Annotated in this window: 21 protein-coding genes and 1 tRNA gene; 10 read left to right on the plus strand and 12 right to left on the minus strand. The window is 39.0% G+C overall.

The features are described from left to right. Nucleotides 1–43: 43 nt before the first annotated feature. The 5 genes from gcvP to HME9304_RS04160 all read left to right on the plus strand — a co-directional run bounded on the left by gcvP (nt 44) and on the right by HME9304_RS04160 (nt 8,975). Nucleotides 44–2,893: an aminomethyl-transferring glycine dehydrogenase gene (gene gcvP, locus HME9304_RS04140; RefSeq protein WP_112377381.1), complete on the plus strand. Its 2,850-nt coding sequence runs from the start codon at nt 44–46 to the stop codon at nt 2,891–2,893. Between the two features lie 161 nt (nt 2,894–3,054). Continuing rightward, nucleotides 3,055–4,113: a 3-oxoacyl-ACP synthase III family protein gene (locus tag HME9304_RS04145; RefSeq protein ID WP_112377382.1), complete on the plus strand. Its 1,059-nt coding sequence runs from the start codon at nt 3,055–3,057 to the stop codon at nt 4,111–4,113. Next, nucleotides 4,114–4,638 (plus strand): class I SAM-dependent methyltransferase, encoded by a 525-nt coding sequence (locus HME9304_RS04150; protein ID WP_112377383.1) that lies wholly within the window; start codon nt 4,114–4,116, stop codon nt 4,636–4,638. A 154-nt stretch (nt 4,639–4,792) separates the two neighbouring features. After that, a complete protein-coding gene (locus HME9304_RS04155; protein ID WP_112377384.1) occupies nt 4,793–5,662 on the plus strand; it encodes a glycosyltransferase family 2 protein in 870 nt (289 codons plus the stop codon). A gap of 283 nt (nt 5,663–5,945) precedes the next feature. Beyond that, a complete protein-coding gene (locus HME9304_RS04160; protein ID WP_112377385.1) occupies nt 5,946–8,975 on the plus strand; it encodes a T9SS type A sorting domain-containing protein in 3,030 nt (1,009 codons plus the stop codon). Nucleotides 8,976–9,069: 94 nt separating this feature from the next. Here the strand turns inward: HME9304_RS04160 and pafA are convergent, their stop codons facing one another. Beyond that, the gene (gene pafA / locus HME9304_RS04165) at nt 9,070–10,743 is read right to left on the minus strand and encodes an alkaline phosphatase PafA (RefSeq protein WP_112377386.1); all 1,674 of its coding nucleotides are present in this window, start codon (nt 10,741–10,743) and stop codon (nt 9,070–9,072) included. Between the two features lie 116 nt (nt 10,744–10,859). Here pafA and HME9304_RS04170 point away from each other — a divergent pair, with 116 nt between their 5' ends. After that, complete coding sequence (locus HME9304_RS04170; RefSeq protein ID WP_112377387.1) at nt 10,860–11,597, plus strand: MlaE family ABC transporter permease; 738 nt, start codon at nt 10,860–10,862, stop codon at nt 11,595–11,597. Next, a complete protein-coding gene (locus HME9304_RS04175) occupies nt 11,597–12,364 on the plus strand; it encodes an ABC transporter ATP-binding protein (protein WP_112377388.1) in 768 nt (255 codons plus the stop codon). Before HME9304_RS04170 ends, HME9304_RS04175 begins: the two co-directional genes overlap by 1 nt. A 41-nt stretch (nt 12,365–12,405) precedes the next feature. On the opposite strand, the gene HME9304_RS04180 is transcribed toward HME9304_RS04175, so the two are convergent. From HME9304_RS04180 to porV, 9 genes are all read right to left on the minus strand, one after another. Then, complete coding sequence (locus tag HME9304_RS04180; protein ID WP_112377389.1) at nt 12,406–13,866, minus strand: DUF389 domain-containing protein; 1,461 nt, start codon at nt 13,864–13,866, stop codon at nt 12,406–12,408. Between the two features lie 2 nt (nt 13,867–13,868). After that, nucleotides 13,869–14,948, minus strand: a complete 1,080-nt coding sequence (locus HME9304_RS04185; protein ID WP_112377390.1) for a mannose-1-phosphate guanylyltransferase — start codon at nt 14,946–14,948, stop codon at nt 13,869–13,871. A 73-nt stretch (nt 14,949–15,021) separates the two neighbouring features. After that, complete coding sequence (locus HME9304_RS04190; protein WP_112377391.1) at nt 15,022–15,624, minus strand: SprT-like domain-containing protein; 603 nt, start codon at nt 15,622–15,624, stop codon at nt 15,022–15,024. 18 nt (nt 15,625–15,642) lie between these two features. Further along, complete coding sequence (locus HME9304_RS04195) at nt 15,643–16,320, minus strand: SDR family NAD(P)-dependent oxidoreductase (RefSeq protein WP_112377392.1); 678 nt, start codon at nt 16,318–16,320, stop codon at nt 15,643–15,645. A 62-nt stretch (nt 16,321–16,382) separates the two neighbouring features. Beyond that, the gene (locus tag HME9304_RS04200; RefSeq protein ID WP_112377393.1) at nt 16,383–17,408 is read right to left on the minus strand and encodes a M28 family metallopeptidase; all 1,026 of its coding nucleotides are present in this window, start codon (nt 17,406–17,408) and stop codon (nt 16,383–16,385) included. A gap of 122 nt (nt 17,409–17,530) precedes the next feature. After that, on the minus strand, nt 17,531–19,192 hold the full coding sequence (locus tag HME9304_RS04205; RefSeq protein ID WP_112377394.1) for a pyruvate dehydrogenase complex dihydrolipoamide acetyltransferase: 1,662 nt from the start codon (nt 19,190–19,192) through the stop codon (nt 17,531–17,533). A 4-nt stretch (nt 19,193–19,196) separates the two neighbouring features. Further along, a complete protein-coding gene (pdhA, locus tag HME9304_RS04210) occupies nt 19,197–20,195 on the minus strand; it encodes a pyruvate dehydrogenase (acetyl-transferring) E1 component subunit alpha (protein ID WP_112379722.1) in 999 nt (332 codons plus the stop codon). Between the two features lie 81 nt (nt 20,196–20,276). Continuing rightward, nucleotides 20,277–20,768: a cytidine deaminase gene (gene cdd / locus HME9304_RS04215; protein WP_112377395.1), complete on the minus strand. Its 492-nt coding sequence runs from the start codon at nt 20,766–20,768 to the stop codon at nt 20,277–20,279. Between the two features lie 71 nt (nt 20,769–20,839). Next, nucleotides 20,840–21,985 carry a type IX secretion system outer membrane channel protein PorV gene (gene porV / locus HME9304_RS04220; protein WP_112377396.1) on the minus strand — a complete coding sequence of 382 codons (1,146 nt, stop codon included), beginning with the start codon at nt 21,983–21,985 and terminating at the stop codon, nt 20,840–20,842. A 397-nt stretch (nt 21,986–22,382) separates the two neighbouring features. On the opposite strand from porV, the gene gldJ reads away from it, so the two are divergent. The 3 genes from gldJ (at nt 22,383) to HME9304_RS04235 (ending at nt 25,844) form a co-directional block, all read left to right on the plus strand. After that, complete coding sequence (gene gldJ / locus HME9304_RS04225) at nt 22,383–24,038, plus strand: gliding motility lipoprotein GldJ (protein WP_112377397.1); 1,656 nt, start codon at nt 22,383–22,385, stop codon at nt 24,036–24,038. 61 nt (nt 24,039–24,099) lie between these two features. Continuing rightward, nucleotides 24,100–25,374 (plus strand): UDP-N-acetylmuramoyl-tripeptide--D-alanyl-D-alanine ligase, encoded by a 1,275-nt coding sequence (locus HME9304_RS04230; protein ID WP_112377398.1) that lies wholly within the window; start codon nt 24,100–24,102, stop codon nt 25,372–25,374. A 95-nt stretch (nt 25,375–25,469) separates the two neighbouring features. After that, entirely contained in the window at nt 25,470–25,844 is a 375-nt protein-coding gene (locus HME9304_RS04235) for a thiol-disulfide oxidoreductase DCC family protein (RefSeq protein WP_112377399.1), read from the plus strand. 5 nt (nt 25,845–25,849) lie between these two features. On the opposite strand, the gene HME9304_RS04240 is transcribed toward HME9304_RS04235, so the two are convergent. Further along, nucleotides 25,850–25,924, minus strand: a tRNA-Val gene (locus HME9304_RS04240). Nucleotides 25,925–25,955: 31 nt separating this feature from the next. After that, complete coding sequence (locus HME9304_RS04245; RefSeq protein ID WP_112377400.1) at nt 25,956–26,366, minus strand: 6-carboxytetrahydropterin synthase; 411 nt, start codon at nt 26,364–26,366, stop codon at nt 25,956–25,958. Nucleotides 26,367–26,395 lie beyond the last annotated feature (29 nt).

Here is a 26,395-nt window from a genome sequence, read left to right on the forward strand (position 1 = left end):
CATCGAATTAATCCCTAATTTTGTGGACTTTATTAAACTAGCTATGAATACAGAAGTATTTGCCCAAAGGCACATTGGCATTTCAGAAAAAGACCTTCATCATATGTTTAAAACTATTGGGGTTGAAAACATGGAGCAATTGATTTCCGAAACTATCCCAGATGATATTAGACTAAAAGAACCGTTGAAACTCCCAGAAGGAATAAGCGAACATGGGTTCCTTTCCCATATTCAGCAATTATCACAAAAAAACAAGGTTTTCAAAACCTATATAGGATTGGGGTATCATGAGAGTTTAACACCGTCCGTAATCAAAAGAAACATTCTGGAAAACCCGGGCTGGTACACTGCTTATACGCCATACCAGGCCGAAATAGCCCAAGGCCGCTTGGAAGCCTTGTTGAATTTTCAGACCATGGTATGCGATTTAACGGGAATGGCGTTGGCAAATGCTTCTCTTTTGGATGAAAGTACTGCTGCTGCTGAAGCAATGACCATGTTGTTTGACGTTCGCTCAAGACAACAAAAGAAAGACGGTGCACTTAAATTCTTTGTTTCCGAAGAAGTGATGCCCCAAACTTTAAGCTTGCTTCAGACAAGATCTACTCCACTTGGAATTGAATTGGTGATAGGCAACCATGAGGAATTTGACTTTTCCGAAGGGTTTTATGGTGCATTGCTACAATATCCCGGCAAACATGGTCAAGTACATGATTATGCAGATTTTGTGCAAAAGGCAAAAGTTAACGACATTACAGTTGCCGTTGCCGCAGATATTCTCAGCTTGGTTTTATTGACCCCTCCTGGTGAATGGGGCGTGGACGTAGTGGTAGGCACAACGCAACGCTTTGGAATTCCTTTGGGGTATGGCGGGCCACATGCAGCGTTCTTTGCCACAAAAGAAGCCTACAAAAGAAGTATTCCGGGAAGAATCATAGGGGTTACAAGAGATACAGACGGTAATCGTGCATTGCGAATGGCACTACAGACCAGGGAGCAACATATTAAAAGGGATAAAGCGACTTCCAATATCTGTACGGCTCAGGTCCTGCTGGCCGTGATGGCGGGAATGTACGGGGTTTACCATGGACCGGACGGATTAAAATTCATCGCCAACAAGGTGCACGATACATCCAAACTTCTTTCCAAAGAACTCAAGAAACTGGGATTAGAACAAACAAACACTGCCTTTTTTGATACGATTAAAGTAAAGGTCCCGGATTCAAGAAAACTAAAGGCCATTGCTGAAAAAAACAACATCAATCTCAATTATATCGATGCTGAAACAGTTTCCGTTTCCCTGAACGAAGCTGTTTCCCAAAATGACCTCGAACTTTTAATTTCCTGTTTTTCCGAATTCCAAAATACGGAACAGAAAAATTCTTCTGCCGATAATACGGACGTAATTCCAAGTTCTTTGCAAAGAAAAGCTCCGTTTTTGGAGCACGAAGTCTTCAACTCCTATCATTCCGAAACAGAATTGATGCGTTACATCAAAAAATTGGAGCGAAAAGATCTTGCATTGAACCATTCGATGATTTCCTTGGGCAGTTGTACCATGAAATTGAATGCGGCATCTGAAATGCTTCCTTTAAGCTGGGCAAATTGGGGCAATATTCATCCTTTTGTACCGCTTGATCAGGCTGAGGGATATCAATCTGTTCTAAATGAACTTGAAAAACAACTGAATGTCATTACTGGATTTGCTGCAACGTCGTTGCAACCAAATTCGGGAGCGCAAGGTGAATATGCTGGATTGATGACCATTAGGGCATATCACAAATCCCGCGGCGAAGAACATCGCAATATCTGCATCATCCCAGCATCAGCTCACGGAACCAATCCTGCATCGGCCGTAATGGCAGGTATGAAAGTGGTCGTTACCAAAACCGATGAAAAAGGAAATATCGATGTTGCAGATTTAAAAGAAAAAGTACAATTACATTCCGAAAATCTTGCCGCCTTAATGGTAACATATCCTTCCACCCATGGCGTTTTTGAATCCTCTATTGTTCACATAACCGATTTGATCCATAAAAACGGTGGTCAGGTCTATATGGACGGCGCAAACATGAATGCCCAAGTAGGACTTACCAATCCAGCCGTCATCGGTGCCGATGTGTGTCATTTAAATCTACATAAAACTTTCGCCATACCCCATGGTGGTGGTGGCCCAGGTGTGGGACCAATATGCGTAGCCGAGCAATTAAAACCTTTTCTTCCCACGAACCCAGTGATTGAAACCGGAGGAGAAAAGGCAATTACCGCAATATCGGCAGCACCTTGGGGGAGTGCTCTGGCCTGTCTGATTTCGTACGGTTATATTAAAATGCTTGGGACAAAAGGACTAACAGCGTCCACAGAAATTGCGATTTTGAACGCCAACTATATCAAAGAAAAGCTCAAAGGTAAATTTGATGTTCTTTATGCAGGGGAAAAAGGAAGAGCTGCCCATGAAATGATTATCGATTGCAGACCTTTTAAAGTAAATGGCGTAGAAGTAACAGATATTGCCAAACGCCTTATGGATTACGGTTTTCATGCACCCACCGTATCCTTTCCTGTCGCTGGGACCATGATGATAGAACCTACGGAAAGTGAGAGTCTTTCAGAATTGGATAGATTTTGCAATGCAATGATAGCTATTCGTGAAGAGATAGATGAGGTGAGTACAGAAGACCACAACAACGTGCTTAAAAATGCACCACACACCTTAGAAATGGTGACAAGCGATAATTGGGACTATCCCTACAGCAGGCAAAAAGCTGCTTTTCCGTTAGCTTATGTTCACGAAAATAAGTTTTGGCCATCAATCAGAAGAACCGATGAAGCGTTTGGGGATCGTAATTTAATTTGTACGTGTGCACCTATTGAGGCTTATGCCGAAGCATAGCCCGGGTATTGATATAGCTATAAAAACCACTGATTTCTTTGGTAAATCAAGGACTTTTATCTTTTCTCGCCCAAGAATAGTACACTTGAACATCGTAGGTGTTATTATGCATGCATAATAAAATAAAATATGGTAACTAACTTTACGCTTAAAACCTCAATATGAAAATTGGCATCACCGGTACCGGAAGTTATATTCCATCGATTATCACAAAAAATGAAGACTTTTTAGACCATGAGTTTTTAGGGAGCGATGGAGCAACTTTTGGGGACAACAATCCTGTCATCATTGAAAAATTCAAGTCCATCACAGGAATTGCAGAACGGCGTTACGCCCAAGCTGAATTAAAAACCTCGGATTTGGGGTATTTGGCCGCAGAAAGGGCGATTGAAGATGCAGGGATAGAGAAGGAATCGCTGGACTATATCATTTTTGCACATAATTTTGGAGATTTGACACCTGGAAAAATCCAAGGCGATACATTACCTAGTTTGGCAACAAGGGTGAAACATTTGTTGAAAATCAAAAACCCAAAGTGTGTGGCCTATGATATGATTTTTGGATGCCCTGGCTGGATCGAAGGAGTCATCCAAGCCAATGCATTTATCAAAAGTGGTCTGGCAAAAAAATGCCTTGTTATCGGTGGCGAAACACTTTCCAGGGTCATAGACGAATATGACCGTGATAGTATGATTTTTTCAGATGGTGCAGGTGCAGCTATAATCCAAGCTGATCAAGAATCGAGCGAAATACTTTCACATATTTCTGCCACTTACGCCAATGAAGAAGCATATTACCTCTTTTTCGATAAAACCAATGATAGTGAGGGATGCTCGAATACGAGGTATATAAAAATGCACGGGCGAAAAATATATGAATTTGCATGTACCCATGTTCCCAAAGCCATGGCCACTTGCTTGAATGAAAGTGGAGTGTCCATAGATGAGATAAAAAAAGTCTTTATCCATCAAGCCAATGAAAAAATGGACGAAGCCATTATAAAGCGATTTTATAGAATATATGATAAGGAAGCTCCAAAAGACATTATGCCAATGAGCATCCATAAACTGGGCAACAGTTCCGTGGCAACTATCCCAACATTATTTGATTTGGTACGAAAGGGGGAACTGGACCAACATGAAATAAAAAAGGGAGATGTTGTTATCTTTGCAAGCGTTGGCGCTGGTATGAACATCAACGCCATTGTTTACAGATATTAAATGTACGAAAACAACTTTCCCAACAAACGTTATAAACACACATTGGCATTTTTGCAAAAGCACATAGCTACTTCGGAATCTATTTTGGATTTGGGTGTGGAAAATCCGTTTTCAGAAATCATGAAGTCTAAAGGATATCAGGTTGAAAACACAGGAGGAGAGGATTTGGACGTTGATTTTGAAACAGTCACCAATAGTAACGCCGATGTGATTACCGCTTTTGAGATTTTCGAACATTTGGTCGCTCCTTTTAATGTGCTAAAAGAAACGAGGGCAAAAAAATTGGTAGCTAGCATACCTATGCGGTTATGGTTTACATCCGCATACCGAAGCAAGACGGATCCTTGGGACCGACACTATCACGAATTTGAGGATTGGCAGTTTGATTGGCTTTTGGAAAAAGCAGGGTGGACTATAAAGGACAGTGCCAAATGGACAAATCCAACCAAGAAAATAGGGGTTAGGCCATTATTGCGGTTTTTTACACCTCGGTATTACATCGTCTACGCAGAGCGAAAGTCCTGACCTTTACAATTCCGAGCACAGTCGAGAAATATTTTATTAGGCGAAGTATTCATCATAAAGGAGTTAAGTACGAAAGGTTAATCACTCATCCCCTATTTTCAAAGAACATAAAATTTCTTTCGGATAAGTGGTCGGTTTTTTGGAATTTTAGCATATGCGAATAAGCATCATCATTCCTGCACATAACGAAGCTAAATATTTGGGCGATTGTTTGGATGCTCTTGTTGCCCAAACCTCTACTCCAGATGAGGTGTTGATTGTAGACGACAATTCCAGTGATGATACTTTTTCCATTGCTTCAACATACTCGGACAAGTTCGATTGGATACGAGTGTTTCAACGAAAATCGATAGACGAACATATTCCCGGAAAAAAGGTGGTGGATACTTTTAATTTTGGACTGCAACATGCTTCGGGCTTCGACCTAATAGGAAAGTTCGATGCCGATATAATACTTCCACCCAACTATTTTGAAGTCATGCTGAACCATTTTCAAAGCAACTGGAAATTGGGAATGTGCTCTGGATTGCTCTACGTTAATAAAGAAAAAAAATGGGTCTATGAAAATATAGCTGATAAAGACCATATTCGAGGCCCCATAAAATTATATCACAAAGCCTGTTTCAATAAAATTGATGGATTACGTCCAGGAGTAGGTTGGGATACCGTGGATGTACTTTTGGCCAAATACCACGATTTTGAAATCAAAACCGATTCAAGTCTAAAAGTAGAGCATCTTCGCCCCACGGGACATGGATACAGTTCCAAAAATTATAAAGCAAAGGGCGAAGCATTGTACAAAATGCGCTACGGAATCCTGCTCACAAAAATAGCTGCGCTTAAGATGGCCTGGCAAGCAAAAAATCCTAATCTTTTTTTTCAAATGCTCATTGGTCATTCCAAAGCGGCCATCCGTCAATTACCAAGATATGTTTCCAAGGAAGAAGGTATTTTTATACGAAAGTATCGGTGGAAGGGTATTTGGAGCAAAATATCCAGAAACAATTTCTCTAGCCAATCCTAAAAAGAGATTAATTATTGTCTTATAATTTTGATTTTATTTAAAATATCAATCAATAGGACTACAAGAAAGTGAAGCGAATACTATTTAAAAGTTGAGTTATTTTCTGATAGCCTTAAAAGACATTGCTTTCAACACATATCAAAAATTAAATACATTTCACCATAATTATATATTTGATAACCAATAGGTTAACTCAAAATGTCCATTCATCAATTAAGACCCTTTAAAACCATATTGAAAAAGTAATTTGAGAATAGAACAACTATTGAAATTTACTTACAAAATGGAAAAAGTTCAGATAATAACTCAAAATCTATCTATAGGGAAAATCTTTTGCAGCTTTATTTTAACTTTTTTTTACTTTTTACAAATACAATCTGTCAATGCCCAGGTACCGGGTGAAAGCTATTTTGATGATAATGGACACATTGAATATATTTACGGGAATTACCCCCTTATTATATCTGTTCCTCATGGAGGATATTTGCAGCCTGATGAAATAGCGGATAGGGATTGTAATGGATGTACCTATCAGCCGGATTTATTTACACAAGAATTGGGAAAGGAAATAACCGAGTCGTTTTTCAATCAAACAGGATACTATCCCCATGTCATTATAACCTTGCTCCATAGGCGTAAATTAGATACTAATCGCTCAATCGATACCGGTGCGGATGGTGATTTAATTGCTGAGCAAGCATGGGAAGCCCACCAAGATTTTATAGAATCGGCAAAAGAAGATGTTATTCAAGATTTCGATAGGGGATTATTCGTAGAACTTCACGGGCATGGCCACCCCAAACAACGAGTGGAGTTGGGCTATATATTGGACAATACGCAATTAGCCTATACCGATGAAACTTTGAACACACCATTAAATATTAATAATAACAGCATTAGATCATTGATTTATGACAATCAATTATCATTGGAACATTCAGAATTATTAAGAGGCCCTTTGAGTTTTGGTTCATTGCTCGTGCAAAAAGGCTATCCCGCAGTACCCAGCCCAGAAGATTTCTTTCCATTAGCAGACGATCCCTTCTTTAATGGAGGCTATAATACGTTTTTGCATGGATCTAGAAATAATGGTGGTCCTATCGATTCGTTTCAAATTGAATGTGATCAAAATATTAGAATCAATGGTGGGGAGGAAGCTAGACAACAATTTGCAGTATCCGCAGCACTTTCCTTACACCAATTTTTAAGCTTGCACTATGGTATCGGCATAATTGATTTTGATAACGATGGCGCTTTAAGCGATGTAGATTGTAATGACTTTGATGCCACAATAAATCCAAATGCCGAAGAGGTTCCATACAACGGCATTGATGACGACTGCAATCCGGACACGCCAGACGATGACCTTGACGGGGATGGCTTTGTCAACTCAGAAGACTGCGACGATACCGATGCACAAATAAATCCAAATGCTGAAGAGGTTCCATACAACGGTATCGATGATGACTGCAACCCGGACACGCCCGATGATGACCTCGATGGGGACGGTTTTGTCAACGCAGAAGACTGCGACGATAACGATGCGACCATAAATCCAAATGTCGAAGAGGTTCCATACAATGGCATTGATGACGACTGCAATCCAGATACGGCCGATGATGACCTCGATGGGGACAGTTTTGTCAACGCAGACGACTGTGACGATACCGATGCAAAAATAAATCCAAATGCCGAAGAGATTCCGTACAACGGCATTGATGATGACTGCAACCTGGATACGCCCGATGATGATCTCGACGGGGACGGCTATGTCAACGCAGACGACTGTGACGATACCGATGCACAAATAAATCCAAATGCCGAAGAGGTTCCATACAACGGCATTGATGACGATTGCAACCCCGATACGCCAGACGATGACCTTGACAGTGATGGATTCATTAACGTCGATGATTGCGACGATAACGATGCGACCATAAATCCAAATGTCGAAGAGGTTCCATACAACGGCATTGATGACGACTGCAACCCCGATACGCCCGACGATGACCTTGACGGGGACGGATTCATTAACGTCAACGATTGCGACGATAACGACGCCGCTATAAATCAAGATGCTGAAGAGGTTCCATACAACGGCATTGATGACGATTGCAACCCCGATACGCCAGACGATGACCTTGACGGGGACGGTTTTGTCAACGCAGACGACTGCGACGATAACGATGTGACAATAAATCCTGATGCCGAAGAGGTTCCATACAACGGCATTGATGACGATTGCAACCCCGATACGCCAGACGATGACCTTGACGGTGATGGATTCATTAACGTCGATGATTGCGACGATACCGACGCCGCTATAAATCCAAATGCCGAAGAGGTTCCATACAACGGCATTGATGACGATTGCAACCCGGACACGCCCGATGATGACCTCGATGGGGACGGTTTTGTCAACGCAGAAGACTGCGACGATAACGATGCGACCATAAATCCAAATGTCGAAGAGGTTCCATACAACGGCATTGATGACGACTGCAACCCCGATAAGCCCGACGATGACCTTGACGGTGATGGATTCATTAACGTCAACGATTGCGACGATACAGACGCCACAATAAATCCAAATGCCGAAGAGATTGCCTACAACGGCATTGATGATGACTGCAATCTGGATACGCCAGACGATGACCTGGATGGGGATGGCTTTGTCAACTCAGACGACTGCGACGATAACGATGCGACCATAAATCCAAATGTCGAAGAGGTTCCATACAACGGCATTGATGACGATTGCAACCCCGATACGCCCGACGATGACCTTGACGGGGACGGATTCATTAACGTCAACGATTGCGACGATAACGACGCCGCTATAAATCAAGATGCTGAAGAGGTTCCATACAACGGCATTGATGACGATTGCAACCCCGATACGCCAGACGATGACCTTGACGGGGACGGTTTTGTCAACGCAGACGACTGCGACGATAACGATGTGACAATAAATCCTGATGCCGAAGAAATCCCAAATAATGGTATTGACGATGATTGCGATGCGACAACATTGGACAAAAATGATACGGGTATCACTGAAATCACTGAAAAACCTGAAGATAAAAGTTTTGTGATTTATCCTGTCCCTACTAAAGAACTGCTGTATATTTCCGGACCGGAAAATACCTTATATAAGGTTTCGGTTTTTGATGGTAATGGAAGATTGGTGCTTGTGGATGAGGTTCAGGATATATTGAATCTTGACCAGTTACAGGAAGGAGTCTATACGCTGATATTTCTGGATTCAAAGAATTTAAGGAAATTCATAAAGAAAATCGCTATAAGTAAATAGGAAACAATTATTTCTAAAATAGAAAATGATATAACCTATTCATTCTTAATATCAGGATACCAAATCATCGGAATAAAAGATTTTTGTTCTCAAATCAGTCCAAAACCTCTTCTATGGGTGTTCCAGTTGTTCCATTAGGGAAAGCTATACCCAGTAAAGTGGAAATTGTAGGTGCAATATCTGGAATTTCTGTTCTTTTGGCAGTACTACCTTTCTTGATGCCATTCCCAAAGAACAGAAGTGGCACATGAGTATCGTAGATCATAGGTGATCCATGGGTAGAACCTGTTTCTCTGTATGAAACAACATAGCCTGGCTTCTGAACGAATATAATATCACCTGATCTTTTTTGATTCCAACCGTTTTGCAATATGTAAGGTAACCCAGAACTATAAGCATTGTTCCACATCTGATATCCCGTAAACACTTGTGCAATGTCCTCGTGCTTCAGTAGTTCTTGAGCAATTTCCTCTTCCACATCATTTAAATCCATATCTAGATTATCAATTATCTTTTTATCCAAAAAAACCTGAGTATTGGAAATATTCTTGACAATATCTGTAGAGCCGTATTTATATTTTAAAAATTCATTAAATTTTATTTTTAACTCTTTTAGGTTCAAATAACCGGCAGGTATCTTCTGGTCCCTCAAGTAAGCTGGAACATTTATTGCTCCATGATCCGCAGTTAGAAAAACTGTATAGGACCCCTCACCAACTTTTTCATCGAGCGCCAGTAGAATTCTTTCCAGATCTAGATCCAATCGTAAATACGCATCTTGCATTTCTTTTGAATTTACTCCAAATTTGTGTCCAATATAATCCGTGCTTGAAAAACTTATTGCCAAAAAATCAGTAATGGCATCCTTTCCCAAATTTTCTTTTTCGAGTGCTTCCAAAGCAAAATCTGCAGTAATACTATTGCCATACGGTGTATATTTTAAGATTTCAAAGTCCTTTTCCTTGCTCAATAAATTAGGTGTACTATGTGGAAATGTAGGTGTCTTTTCATCATCGAACGTGCCTTCATACTTATTGTTATCACTGCCACTTTCCAGATATGTGTCAATGTCCTTTAGAGTATTCCATGGTTTTTTGTACTCCTTTATTCTACCGGATGCGTTAAAATCCGTTACCCATTTAGGAAGTTCTGACATATAATAAGAACTGCTGATCCATTTTCCTTCATCAGCTCCCTCGAACCAATATGCAGCATTGGCCATGTGTCCGCCCGGCAATACCGCTCCCCTATCCTTTAAAGCAACCGCAATTACTTTACCTCTTTTCTGCGTATGTAACCGTAATTGATCGGTAATAGTTGTAGTTAACAAGTTACGCGGCGACATTTTCCCAGCCATTGAACTTGATCCTATAGAATTACATAAATCATCACCTGCACAGTACAATGTTGTATTCCCCTCTTTCTCATACCAATTGTTACCTATGATTCCATGAACAGCTGGTGTAGTGCCTGTATATACCGAGGCGTGTCCAGGGCCTGTACTGGTAGGTGCATAATTAAAATGATTGTTCTTGCAAATAAATCCATCTTTGATCAAACGTTTAAAACCTCCATCACCATAGTGGTTCCAAAACCTTGTTAAATAATCATATCGCATTTGATCAACTATAATACCTACAACCAATTTTGGAGAATGTGCAATTTGGAGCGTTTCCTCTGCAACGTTATTCTTTTTCTTGCGTTGTGCAATTGAACAAATTGACGTTAAAAGAACTATAAGTAGTAGTAAAAGCGTATGTTTTTTCATGAATGGTCAAATAAGAAGAAACACAAAACTATTCATTTAAAACTATTAAATTTTAAATGAAGGTTAAATGCTCTACAATATTCTTATTTTTATGGCTACAAGTCTATTTTTAGTTAATGAACTACCTTGAATCGATTGGACAATACTTCATCATGGCATGGGAAGTATTCAAGAAGCCTACGAAATGGCCAATCATGAGAACCCTCATTTTAAAAGAAATCGATGAATTGATATTCGGTTCCTTGGGCATCATCATTTTCATTGCATTTTTTATTGGTGGGGTAGTCACCATACAGACCGCGTTGAATCTTACCAATCCTTTTTTGCCCAAAAGCCTTATTGGTTTTGCGGCAAGACAATCGGTTATTCTGGAATTTGCCCCTACGTTCACTTCCATAATAATGGCGGGAAAAGTTGGATCTTACATTACCTCAAGTATTGGAACCATGAGAGTGACCGAACAAATCGATGCTTTGGAAGTAATGGGCGTCAATTCCTTGAACTATTTGGTCTTTCCTAAAATAGTGGCAATGTTTATGTATCCATTTGCTGTCGCTATAGCGATGTTCGTAGGAATATTGGGTGGGTGGATCGCTGCTGTTTTTGGAGGTTATGCACCAAGTGGAGAATTTATAAAGGGGCTTCAATTGGATTTTGAGTCGTTTCATGTAACCTATGCATTTATCAAAACATTCCTATTTGCCTATGTGATTGCCACAGTACCCTCTTTCCATGGATATTATATGAAAGGTGGTGCGCTAGAAGTTGGTAAAGCAAGTACCACTTCGTTTGTATGGACCAGTGTGGTCATCATAATTTTAAATTATATTCTCACACAATTAATGTTGGGCTAATGATAGAAGTAGAAAATGTTCATAAATCCTTTGGTGAAACTAAAGTTTTAAAGGGAATCAGCACAACCTTTGAAAGTGGTAAAACCAATTTGATCATAGGCCAAAGTGGATCTGGAAAAACCGTTTTTATAAAGTGTCTTTTGGGACTTTTTGAACCTGAACAAGGGAACATTAAATATAATGGGCGTTTGTATTCCAAACTCACTATAAAAGAAAAGCGAAACCTGCGCCAAGAAATGGGAATGGTTTTTCAGGGGAGTGCTCTCTTCGACTCGATGACCGTTGAAGGCAACGTGATGTTCCCGCTGAATATGTTTACAAAACAATCCAAAACAGAAAAGCAAGAGCGTGTTGATTTTGTTTTAAAACGTGTCAATCTGATTGACGCGCATAAAAGATATCCTTCAGAAATTTCCGGCGGTATGCAAAAAAGAGTGGCAATTGCAAGAGCTATTGTCATGAAACCGAGTTATTTATTTTGTGACGAACCTAATTCTGGCCTAGATCCCAAAACTGCGATTATGATCGACACATTGATTCAAGAAATTACTAGGGAATATGATATCACTACAATTATAAACACACACGATATGAACTCGGTAATGGAAATTGGCGAGAAAATTATTTTTCTGAAAAATGGTCTCAAAGAATGGGAAGGCACCAATAAAGAGATTTTTAAAACTGATAATGATGCCGTAACCGATTTTGTGTATTCTTCAGACCTGTTTAAAAAAGTACGCCAAATGTATATTGAAGAGCGGAACTGAAAATAATTTTCTTTTTAGGTTCGCAAATTTTCTACTGACTGCTAATCTACTTCTTTAACAACAAGCGTAGAATCTTGAATCCTTAATTTTAACCAGGCCAACATCCTTTCAGAATCAGACTTTTTTTGACTTTCCCTTGTTTCATCTTTCCACTTTACTTCAAAAACAGGAATAGTATCAATTTTATTAAAATCTGTTCGTATTTGGTAAGAGAAACCCAAACTGGCAATATTGCCGTAATTGGCCCTCGCTTCTGAACTTATATTGTTGAATGGAATTTGTTTCCCAACGTTTTTTGTCAAATTGGAAACTTCTTCTTCCAATAATCGAATTTGCTCATCCTTAGTAAGCAAATCTGCCTTATTTCTCTCATAAAGTTCACTTATATAATTGTATTTTTCTTGAGAGTCGTCCCTTCCTCCCTGTAAAATCCTGAATTCAACATCCTTTAATCTTGAGTAATCGTTCTTTTGGATTCTCCATGTATTGATAACATTCTCTGGAATCAATTCATCCCCCATACAAACCACTTCTATCAAAGATGTTCCATCATCCACATACTGAATTTTAGTTAGGTTGTCCACGTAACGACCAGAGTCATTAAATTGATAAACCTCAATAGTTTCATTTAAAAACTCTTGAGCTTGTTTTTTAAAAAGAGATTCTTGAAAAACATTATAAAAAGTGAAACCGGCAGGGATCATAACGGCAAAACCGATAATAGATGCGACCCGTGCTATAAAGCGTCTTTTCTTTGAATTTGCATAACGAACCATGGGAAACCGTAGAAACTTAATGACCAAGAACGTTGCAAGCCCTATAAATATGGTATTAATGGTAAACAGGTACATTGCCCCGGCTGCATACCAAGGTTTTCCTATGGCCAAGCCAAAACCTACCGTACAGAGTGGTGGCATAAGTGCAGTAGCAATTGCAACACCAAAAATAACACTGGCAATAGTTCCTTTTTTTGCCCTTGCAATTACTAATGCCAATCCACCAAAAAATGCTATAAGAACATCACGTATATCAGGTTTCGTTCTTGCCAAAAGCTCTGAGGATTCATCACGCAATGGAAATAGATAGAAAAATAAAAACGCCGTTATTACACTAAGTACTACCATTACGGCAAAATTCTTTAACGATCTTCTGAGCGTATCAATATCATTTATGGCCAAGGAAAGTCCCATTCCCAGAATTGGCCCCATTAACGGCGAGATAAGCATTGCTCCAATTACCACGGCAGTGCTATTGGCGTTTAAACCTATAGATGCTATGAAAATTGAGCAAATAAGAATCCAAGATGTGTGCCCCTTAAATGGGATATCTGCAATTATTGATTCTTTGGTTGCGGATGCATCAGTATTTGTACGAATCTCCAAAAGTTCAAAAAGAAACCTTCTTGTACTGCTCAAAAGTCCTTTAAAATCTCTTTTTACATCCTCTCCACTTTCATCTTTCTCCGTAGGGGTTATGTTATCTTGATTCAAATTGTTTTCCATATTTAAATATATTTTTCACCAAATAATTCCTTTACCTGTCCAAGAATTTTTTTAATGTCCTGTTGCTTGGATTTTGGGTATATCAGCAACACTTCTTCCTTATCCACAATTATATAATCTTCAAGTCCGTCCACTACAACAATCTTATCCCTTGGCGACCTAATCATATTTCTCTTGGCATTCTCTAACAAAGTTTTACTATTAACTACCGCATTCCCGCCATTATCTTTATCAAGCTTATCATATAGAGCACCCCAAGTTCCCAAATCGTTCCAATCAAAAGTGGCCGGCAAAGTGAAAATAGATTCTGATTGTTCCAAAATGGCATAATCTATTGAGATATTTTCTGCCTTGGCATAATTTTCCTGTATAAAATCATATTCATTGGATGTGTTATAACAACTATTTCCTTTTTGAAAAAGTTCAAACTGATCGGATTGGTACTTTTGAAATGCACTTACAATGGTTTCAACACTCCACATAAAAATTCCCGCATTCCATAAAAAATTACCTTGTGCCAAAAATTCCTTCGCAGTCTCGTAATTGGGTTTTTCCCTAAATTGAGATACTTTTTTAAGTTTTTCCCCATTGTTCTTCTCAAATTCGATATAACCGAATCCAGTGTTGGGGAACGTGGGCTTAATACCAAGAGTACAAAGTATTTCTTCTTTCCCGCATCTTTCAAAACAAGTGATTACATTTTCCTCAAAGGCTTTTTCATCCTCTATCCAGTGATCACTAGGCGCCACGATTATTACTGCATTAGGATTCATTTTCTGAATCTTTAGTGAGGCATATAGAATACATGGTGCCGTATTGCGCATAGCAGGCTCCAAAACCACTTGTTCTTTATCTACCAATGGCAATTGCTCCAATACCAAATCATTGTAGCGCTCATTGGTAAGAATCAAAATATTTTGTGTTGGAATAAATTGATTTAGCCTCTCAAAAGTTTTTTGAATCAAGGTCTTTCCAGTTCCCAACATGTCATGGAACTGCTTAGGGTATTCAGATGTGCTCACTGGCCAGAATCTAGAGCCCACTCCACCGGCCATTAATACCGCATAATAATTTTTGTTCATTGTTACTACTTTTATGCTTTTCCACTTTTAACCTATTTGAGGGATGCGGGATAATATTTTTAAAGCGTAATGGCTACCGAATCAACTCGACCTCTGCATTGGGTTGAAACAAATATACTTTTCCAGTTGACAATTCTATACATTCATATCGTTTTATTCGTTTTTTTCCTTTCTGGAAAATCTTCCCATTATACAATCTAAATGTACTTCCAAAAGGAAGTTCAAAAACATAAGATTTGTCAAGGGATTGTTGAGGGTCGTACGCTTTTAGAGCGATTGAAAGCTTTGCATCAGTGCTACTGCTGGCTTTAGGGTTTTTAAAGTGTCTTGCCAACATTGGCAATAATCCAGATGGAAATATTTCCGGTCTAATAAAAGGTATCATTAAGTGCTGAAAGGTTCGTTTCCACTCCAAACCGTGGGGCTTTATCAAACGTCCATATTTTTCAAACGCAACTAGGTGGGCTATCTCATGTACCAAAGTAATCAAGAATCGATATTTATTCAATGAAGCGTTTACCGTTATTTGGTGCAGACCGTTGGGCAATCTTCTATAATCTCCATGTCTGGTGACCCTGTGATCCACAATTTTAAGGTGTACTCCGTGCCGCTCTATCAAGGTTAAGCAAGGGAGCACTGCACGTTCAGGAAGGTATTTTTGTAATGTAACATTCACCTATCAAGACTTATTATTTTAAGGTGTACTGTTGCTCACTTGCAACAATTTTCCATTGTAGAGTTTGTGACCTGTAAGTGCAAAGGTCTTTATGTAATTTGCCATTTCGACTGCAGTTACAGGAGCTTGATAACCTGGAAAGGCTTCTTCCAACATTTCGGTTTGCACCGCACCCAATGCCAACACATTGAAATTTGGACCGGTTTCCTTAAATTCTTCGGCCCAGAGCTCCGTCAATGTTATAACTGCAGCTTTGCTGGAACTGTATGCGGACAATCCAGGGAATTTTGCACTCCCCTGTACCCCGCCCATTGAGCTAATAGTAAGGACATGACCATTTTTAGGCATTTTTGGCAATACAATTTTAGTTAATTCGGCCACTCCAAAAACGTTGACTTTATATACCGACTCAAACTCTTCCTGTTCGGTTTCCAAAAAAGGTTTGTTCAGTAAACTGCCCGCATTGTTAATAAGAATGTCAACCGTTTCCCAAGCTTCAAGAACATTATCTATTTCGTTAAAATGCTTTGGGTTGGCCAAATCGAATGATATACTCTGTACATTGATTAGGTTTAAATTTGATACGGGCGAGACATTACGGGACAATGCCAAAATAGTATGGCCTTCTTCAGCAAATAGCTTTACAAGTTCAAAACCTATACCTCTGCTTGTTCCAGTAATAATGATATTGGCCATAATAGATGCTGTGTTTATGATAAGGACAATTTAAATCCGTCCAAATATACCTTGAAAAGAATTCAATTTACTTTAACCTCTTGGATAGATGAAGTTGAGATTCCTTCCAAAACAGGAATCATTTTATTTATTAGAGCAGTCATATGGTCAAAGTCCATTAACTTGACTTCATCATCCACTTTATGGTAATATGCAAAGTTCGTAAAGTCAAAAGTGCAAAAGGTATGTGAGGGCACTGCAAATTCTTTATGAAAGGGGTAATTGTCCGATCGCTGAAAGAGGTTATACTCTCTGGCCGTAGGCAAGTACCCTATTAAATTTTCATCTGAATATTTATTGGCAACTTCAGCTAAATTGGACTTTTTATAACCAGTGATGTAAACCAAATAGTCTTTGCCTTTTAGTGGCACTCCCGTCATTTCAAAATTTAACATTGTATATAAATTCAGGTTCTGTGATTTTAGCTTTTCTGCCAAATGTTTTGAACCCAACAGTCCCTTCTCCTCTGCGCTGAACAAAGCGAATATAATGCTTCGTTTATTGGTTTTCTTTGTTCCAAAATACCGCGCAAGTTCCATCACAGTTGCAGTACCGGAAGCGTTATCATTTGCGCCATTGGCAATCGCGTCGCCGTTTTCAATTTTTATTATACCTATGTGGTCATAATGTGCTCCTATAAGGATATATTCTTTTTTGAGGACAGGATCATTTCCTTCCACGATTCCAACAATATTGTACGAAGTTTTTTTATAGTTGGAAAGTGTATCACGGTACGAATCAAAATAGGGAGCTACTTTATATGATTTAAAATAATTTTCAATGTATTTCGCAGCAATTTCGATTCCTTCACTACCTGAATCACGTCCTTTTAAATCGTCCGATGCCAAATAGTTCATGATATCCCTAACTCGCTCAGTATTCGAAAAATTTGAATTTGCAATGGAATTGGTCTCAGTTTTGGGTACTTCTTCAACAATACTTCCTTTTACACCCTCTGGACCAGAAGGTTGAACAATTGTGGTTTCCACTGTTTGGGTGGAGCCGCAACCCATTAAAACTATAAGAAAGAAGCTTAAAATTTTAACCATCTGTACTTTGCTTAATTTTCCTAAAGATAAAAAAAGCATCCTATTTTAGGATGCTTCTAAACATTATTGTTTCTGATTATCAGTCTAAACGATTTCGGGGTATCGTTCTAAAGACTATTGGGTTAAGCCAACATTGTTACAGGATTCTCCAAATAAGCCCTCAGCGTCTGAAGGAACTGTGCACCCGTTGCACCGTCAACGGTTCTATGGTCACAGGCCAAAGTTACCTTCATGGTACTACCGGCAACGATTTCCCCATTTTTTACTACAGGTTTATCAACAATCGCCCCAACGGATAAAATCGCAGAGTTTGGTTTGTTTATAATGGATGTAAACTCCAATATACCGAACATGCCCAAATTGGAAACAGTAAATGTGCTACCTTCCATTTCATCGGGTTTTATCTTTTTGGTTCTTGCCCTTCCTGCCAAATCCTTTACCGCTCCACCTATTTGGGTCAAGCTAAGCTGATCGGCGAACTTTACTACGGGTACTACGAGTCCTTCATCAACTGCTACGGCAACACCCATATGAATGTGATGCTTATAAATTGTAGCATCATCGGTCCAGGTCGTATTAACTTGTGGGTGTTTTTTTAATGCCATGGCGCAAGCCTTTAACACCATATCATTGAAAGATACCTTAGTATCGGGCAAGCTGTTTATTTGTGCGCGGGATGCCTTTGCATTATCCATATCTACCTCTATGGTAAGGTAAAAATGTGGGGCAGAAAACTTGGATGCGCTCAAATGTTTAGTAATTGCTTTGCGCATTGAAGAGTTCTTGACTTCTTCGGTACTTTCTTCTCCAACAGGTAGATCAATAGGTGCCATTGGAGTTTCAGCAGGCGAAGCACTAGCTGGTTCCGCTGAAGCTGTAGCAGCAGATTCTGAAGGTTGGTAATTTTCAATATCACGTTTTATAATCCTTCCGTGGTCTCCAGAACCTTTAACGTCTGAAAGGTTTATACTTTTTTCTTCCGCTATTTTTTTCGCCAATGGAGAGGCCAAGATTCGCTGTCCGTCTTTTGAAGCAATTGTATCGTCGGCCGTTTCTTTCTCATCAGGACCCTCATCTTTAGTAGTATCTTCCTCTTTTGAAGTAGTTTCGGACGTATCATTTTTAGATGGGGCTTTCAGTACAGCCTCGACATCTGTTCCTTCTGGCCCTATGACCGCCAAAACTTCATCTACGGGTGCGGATTCTCCTTCTTTAATTCCGATGTAGAGCAAAGTTCCCGAGTAAAAAGATTCAAACTCCATGGTGGCCTTGTCGGTTTCTATTTCAGCCAAAATATCACCTTCTTCAACGGCATCCCCAACCTTTTTGAGCCAGGTTGCGACAGTTCCCTCCTCCATGGTATCACTTAACCTTGGCATTGAGATAATTTCTACACCTTCGGGGATATCAGTACTTTCAGATGTATCTGTATTACTTGTGGATTCCGGTTTATCATCTTTTGCTTCAGACTTTTCATTTTCTTCAGAAGATTCCTCGGATTTGGATTGTTCCTGACTTCCATTAAGCAATCCCGAAATATCTTCTCCATCTTCACCGATAATGGCCAAAAGAGAATCAACAGGCGCTCCATCTCCTTCTTCAATACCTATATGCAGCAAAGTTCCTTCGTGAAAGGATTCAAACTCCATAGTGGCCTTATCAGTTTCGATTTCTGCCAAAATATCGCCTTCTTCTATTTTGTCTCCGACTTTTTTGAGCCATTTCGCCACGGTTCCCTCTTCCATGGTATCGCTCAGCCTGGGCATGTTGATTACTTCTGCCATTTACTTATAATTTATGTTGTAAAAATGGATAATCTTCTTGTTCGTACACGGTATCGTACATTTGTTGAATTGGTGGAAAATCAGACTCTTCAGCAAATTTCTCACATTCTGATACTGATTCCTTGACCCTTTTATCCATCTCCTTAATTTCATCTTCGGATGCATATCCCTTTTCCAATAAGATTTCTTTAACTTGAGTAATGGGATCAATTTTTTTGTATTCTTCAACTTCTTCTTTGGTACGATAATGCTGTGCATCTGACATAGAATGTCCGCGGTAGCGGTATGTTTTCATTTCCAAGAAAGTTGGACCGCCTCCTGTACGTGCACGTTCTATGGCTTTATCTACTTCTTTTGCAACAATTGAAGGATCCATCCCATCAACAGGGCCGCAGGGCATTTCATACCCTAGACCAAGCTTCCATATTTCTGTTGAATGCGAAGTGCGCGCAACAGATGTTCCCATGGCATACCCGTTATTCTCACATATGAATACTACTGGTAATTGCCAGAGCATAGCCAAATTAAATGTTTCATGCAGAGAACCTTGACGAACAGCACCATCGCCCATGTAGCAAAGTGTTACGGCATCCCTTTTAAAATATTTATCAGCAAAAGCCAGACCAGCTCCTAGTGGAATTTGACCGCCAACTATACCATGACCGCCATAGAAACGATGCTCTTTTGAAAAAATATGCATGGAACCGCCCATACCTTTTGAGGTACCTGTTACTTTACCAAAAAGCTCCGCCATAACACGCTTTGGGTCAACTCCCATACCAATGGGCTGTACATGGTTCCTATATGCAGTTATCATTCTATCCTTGGTCAAGTCCATTGCATGCAAAGAACCCGCCAAAACTGCTTCTTGACCATTGTACAAATGAAGGAAACCCCTAACTTTTTGCTGAATATAGACTGCGGCAAGCTTGTCCTCAAATTTTCTCCAGAACAACATGTCCTCATACCATTTTAGGTAGACTTCTTTGGTAATTTTTTTCATTAATGGCTGTATTAATTGAATTTCTTCAGTATTGAAGAGAAACAAAAATACGTATATATCTGTTTTGTGAAAAGAATTGATTTAAGAATCGCTCAAAAATGAACTGTTGAAGGCCAGCGGTAAAATATCGGCCATGGAACTACACTTGTATATTGGCCCCGATTTACCGTATAATACTATTGAAATGGGGGATTTTTGTTTTTGTTCGTACTCTATGATGGATTGTCTGCAATTACCACATGGTCCAGCTGGTAAGTTTACGTCGTAATCCTTTGAGGTGGCTGTGATGGCTATAGACTTTATAACAACTCCAGGGTATCTTGCCCCAGCTTGAAATATTGCTACACGCTCTGCACAAAGCCCGGAAGGATAAGATGAATTTTCCTGATTGTTTCCGATAACGATTTCTCCATTTTCCAGCAATACCGCTGCCCCTACTTTAAAGTTTGAATAGGGGGCATAGGCATTTTCCCTGGCCTGCTCAGCTTTTTTCAACACCTTTAATTCTTCAGGGGATAGCTCATCTTTGTTATCAAAGATAGAAAGCTCAAAACCAATATGTTTTTTCTTCATTAGTTTGGATATTGACCAAAAATAAGAAAACCTGCCGATGGGCAGGTTTTCTTATTTTTAAGTCATTTTCATCAATCGTTAAAAAATTCTTCCCCAAAATTAAAGGTAAGCGAAAAACGCAATGTATTTTCAAGAGGGTTTCTAACTTGGGATGTGCTAAATAAATACGATAAATCTATTTGTGCTGCCTTAAATTTAAACCCTGCCCCCAAAGTAAAGAACTGTCTTGCACCTTTTTCCTCGTTTTCATTAAAGTATCCGGCCCTTAGCATAAATGCTTCTCGATATCTGTATTCCGTACCTAGTGCCCAAGTAATTTCCTTGAGTTCTTCACTGAATCCATCCGGAGCGTCCCCAAAAGATTCAAAAACCCCATTGTAAAACGTGATTTGCTGATATTCGTCATTATCTGCAGCAGTAATCTCACCATCACCATTAAAATCCCTGGGTGTTGGAACCAATAATTTATTAAATTCTGTATGAACTCCCAGCACATTGTCCTGGTCTATTATAAAATCAAAACCGACTCCAAGTTTTAAATTGGTGGGCAAAAAGTTTTCCTGTCCACCAGCGTCATATTGCAATGAACCTCCAAGGTTCGATATATTGAATCCTGCCCGCCAACGACCGCTGAAGCTATTATAAGCAATTTCCCTTGAGCGATAAAAGCCTGCTACGTCCACTGCAAAGGCATTGGCTGCCTGCGAGTCTTGAACGCCATCTTGAAATCTAAGGTTAGAACTTATGAACCTACCACCAACGGCCATGGAAAATGTTTGACTCAATTTCAAGGAATAAGACCCGTCAATAGCAAATTCGTTTGGCTTAACTAAAGTTGCATCCTCATCTATAGTTTGACGAAGCTCTATTTCACCAAGTCCAAAATAACGTAAGCTAAATGCAAAGGCACTACGGTCGTTTAATTTATTGTAAAAATTGGCATTCAACAGCGATACATCGTTAACAATACTTTCCAAATATGGGGTGTAACTGACCCCTACTCCTGTCTTTTGATTGGCAAAAGCGAACTTTGCAGGATTCCATTGTTGTGAAAAGACATCAAAAGATGTGGCGACTCCCATATCCCCCATACCTGATGCCCTGGCATCTGCAGCTATGGTTAAAAATGGTACAGCCGTGGTAATTACCCTTTCTTGTTGTGCACTTATCTTTGGGGCAATGGTAAGAAACACGATAAGTATAAGTAACTTCTTCATTTTAAGCGTTTAGCGTTTAGTAAAAGTCGAAGTCTAAAAGTACTATAAATTAGAATACATATAGACGTATTACATGTAAACGAACATTTACAAAAATTCTTGTAACCAAGACGTATTTTTTTGGTCAGAGATTGAGATAATCCTTAACAGTTTGTATAATAGATTCTTGTTTTGGGCTTCCCTATTATTAAAACCTTCATTTAACATACTATTTTAAAACCTTCCGCGTTTAAAATATAGTTTGTTTGCAGAATGAAGGTTTTAACAATTATTTTGTGAAGATGAAATATTATGGCGAAAACATCGTTTTATTGCCATTAAAGCATTTTAAAAATTAAATCGAATTAAGATTACCAAGGGGTTAAACCCTTAGTTTTAAAGTATTCAAGCCCAAATTATGAAAAAACACTTTATCAAAGTTGTACTTTCTTGCGCTATTATAGTAGGAGGTTTTTCAAGTTGTAAAAACTCTTCTTCCTCTTCCAAGAATGTTTCAAGAGCCACCGGATGGAAAATAAATGCCAAGGAAGGTGGGTTTCAATACAATTCTGATTTTAAGGAGCAAGAGACTCCTCCAGGAACTGTCTTTATAGAAGGTGGAACATTTACCAAAGGTAAGGTTCAAGATGATATCATGCACGATTGGAACAATACTGCAACGCAACAGCATGTTCAGTCTTTCTATATGGACGAAACAGAGGTGACCAATGTAATGTACCTGGAATATTTAGATTATCTGAAAGCGGTCTATCCACCGGAAAATCCAAATTACAAGAACATCTATACTGGAGCTTTGCCAGATACTTTGGTATGGAGAAATAGATTGGGCTTCAATGAAACCATGACCAATAATTATTTGAGACATCCAGCCTATGCGGAATATCCCGTTGTTGGTGTTAATTGGATTCAAGCAACCCAATATGCCGAATGGAGAACCGATAGAGTGAACGAAGCCATGCTAGAACGTGAAGGGTATTTGGCAGAAGATGCCAAATACAAAGCAATGAACGGTGAAATTGAAGGCACGTTCAGTACCGAAGCTTATTTAAACAATCCAGAGTCCGTATATAATGGACAAATAGATTCTTTACAAGGAAAGAACAAAAAGGATTCCATCAGTGTCTTTGCCAAAAGAACAAGTGGTGTCATCATGCCTGAATATAGATTGCCGACAGAAACCGAATGGGAATATGCCGCACAAGCACTTGTTGGGTCTAGGGAATATAATAACTATAGGGGGAGAAAAAAATATCCATGGGAAGGTGACTACACCAGAAATGGTCAGCGCGTAGGTCGTGGAGATCAATTGGCAAACTTTAAACAAGCCAAAGGTGATTACGGCGGAATTGCGGGATGGTCAGACGACGGTGCCGACATTACTGGACAGGTACAATCATACAAACCCAATGATTTTGGTCTTTATGATATGGCAGGTAACGTCTCTGAATGGGTTGCCGATGTATATCGTCCAATAGTAGATGACGAAATAAGCGATTTCAATTACTATCGTGGAAACGTCTTTATGAAGAAAGCAATCGGCGAGGATGGAAAGGTTCAAATATTACGTGACTCTATTTTGTATGACACATTGCCCAATGGCAAAATTATAGCACTCAACCTTCCAGGTGAAATAAAAGAAATTCCTGTTGGTGACGAAGAAACATACTTGAGAACAAACTTCTCCAAGAGTGATAACAGAGGCTACAGAGATGGTGACCCAGGTTCATCTAGATTCTTTCAGAGATTTAGTGATGAGTCTGACAATAGAAAAATGTATGATTCACCAAAACATAAAGTTGAACGTGATTCTACGGGTAAAATCCTTCGACAATACGATACGTCCAACTATAGGACTTCATTGATAAATGATGAGGTTCGCGTTTACAAAGGCGGTTCGTGGAGAGATAGAGCATTTTGGTTAGACCCTGCTCAACGTAGGTACCTGCCACAATATATGGCCACTGACGACATTGGATTTAGATGTGCTATGTCTCGAGTAGGTTCCAAGTCCAAAAGCAAGAACAAAACTATCCGGCACAAAAAAGCCAAATAGATACCGCAAGAATTTATTAAAAGCCCTGATTAAAATCAGGGCTTTTTTTTATCTTCGATTTATGACATTGGAACAGCTTCATACGCTTTTTTTAAAGCACCCAACCGTTTGCACGGACACCAGAAAAATAACCAAAGGGTGTATTTTTTTCGCATTAAAAGGCCCCAAATTTAATGGAAATACTTTTGCAGATGAAGCCATCAAAAATGGAGCAGAATATGTTGTAATTGATGAAGAAAAATATAAAAAATCCGACAAGCATCTATTGTTCAGTGATGTTTTGGAAACCCTTCAAAAACTTTCCACCTTCCACAGAAACCATAGTTCGGCAAAAGTAATTTCCCTTACTGGCAGCAATGGTAAAACGACCACGAAGGAATTGATCAATGTGGTACTTTCAAAAAAATACAGGACCATCGCTACACAAGGAAACTTAAACAATCACATAGGCGTTCCTCTAACATTATTGTCCATAAAGCCAGATACCGAAATAGCCATAGTCGAGATGGGTGCAAACCATCAAAGAGAAATAGCATTCTTAAGCAGTATAGCGCAACCTGATTTCGGTTACATCACAAACTTTGGAAAAGCACATTTAGAAGGTTTTGGCGGAGTAGAAGGAGTCATTAAAGGCAAAAGCGAGCTTTATGACTATCTAATTTTAAATAATAAATATGTCTTTTTAAATGCTGATGATTCCATTCAAAAACGAAAGTTGGAACTTTACACTAAAAAAATTGGCTTCAGCATAGAGGACCATCAATACTACATTATCAAATTCTTGGGCGCAAATCCATTTGTTATTATCGAATTTGAAAATGAAAAGGTCGAAACCCAACTGATCGGCAAGTATAATTTTTCCAATTGTTGCGCAGCAATTTTAATGGGAAAATATTTTAATGTTTCTATAGAGGATATCAAAAATGCAATTGAGTCTTATCGACCACAAAATAACCGTTCTCAAATTATTGATAAAAAAGACCTTAGGATTATTTTAGATGCATATAATGCCAATCCTTCCAGCATGAAAGTCGCCTTGGAGAATTTTGAAATTGTCGATGCACCCAAGAAATACTTATTTCTTGGTGATATGTTTGAGTTGGGCAAGGACGCGGAAAAAGAACACCAGGCCATCGTGGATTATATAAAAGAACTTGGTTTTACTGATGTCTACCTTATCGGGGAGAATTTTTCAAAAACCCAAACCCTTTTCAAAAAATTTAATTCTTTTGAAGATTTGAAGAAAAACATCAATACAACTTCTCTGGATAGAGGAAATGTTTTGATAAAGGGGTCTCGTGGAATGGCCCTTGAAAGAATTTTGGAGTTCCTATAACAGGTCATCCTCATGGATCAATATTTTTAAAAAAATATAATATTGAAATGATTCCCTCCTTTTTTCGACATAACAGTTGAACAATAACTGAAATCATGGAAAAAAGTATCATAGTTTTTGACGGGGAATGCAATCTATGCAATGGAGTAGTGGGGTGGCTGCTTAAATTTGCGCCGGAAGACATCTTTCATTTTGTTCCTTTCCAATCTCCTAAAGGCCAAGAATTGTTAAAGAAACATGGCTTTTCAACAAGACAACTTGAAACTGTAATTCTTTTTGATAAAAACGGAAAACACACACACTCCGATGGTTTCTTAAAAATCATTTCCAAAATACCCAAATGGAAATTAGTGGCGGCCCTTCTAGCTTTTGTCCCAAGAATTATTAGGGACACTATCTACAACATGGCATCCAAGAACAGGGTAAAATGGTTTGGAAAATCCAGAACCTGTACAGTAAGTTTTAAGTAGGGAAGTGGGATATACTGGATTCGAACCAGTGACCTCTGCCCTGTCAAGGCAGCGCTCTAAACCAACTGAGCTAATATCCCTTCATAAAAGTGCCGCAATATCGTAAAAAAGTTACCAATCTCCATATTCTGCGGAATTCTTTTGTGTTTCATGAAGCGTAATATGCAATAACTGCTCTTTTTGGAGTTTTGGTCTCAAAATGTCATAAATTATTTTGACAAAATACTCTGTTGTTGGTAAAATTTCATCAAATTCAGGACAATCTATATTTAGGTTCTTATGGTCGAACCTATCTTCAACTTCTTCTTTGATTAGTATGCCCAATACAGCCAAATCCATAACAAATCCTGTATCTGGATTCACCTCTCCCCTAATCCTTACCTCTAAATCAAAATTATGCCCATGGTAGTTAGGGCTATTGCACTTTCCAAAAACTTCAATATTTTTTGCATCGCTCCAATTGGGATTATGCAACCTATGTGCTGCATTAAAATGGGCTTTTCTACAAATCGTCGCAATCATTTCACAAAAATAGAAAAAGCCTTAGTTAT

This window comes from Flagellimonas maritima (assembly GCF_003269425.1).
Lineage (GTDB): Bacteria > Bacteroidota > Bacteroidia > Flavobacteriales > Flavobacteriaceae > Flagellimonas > Flagellimonas maritima.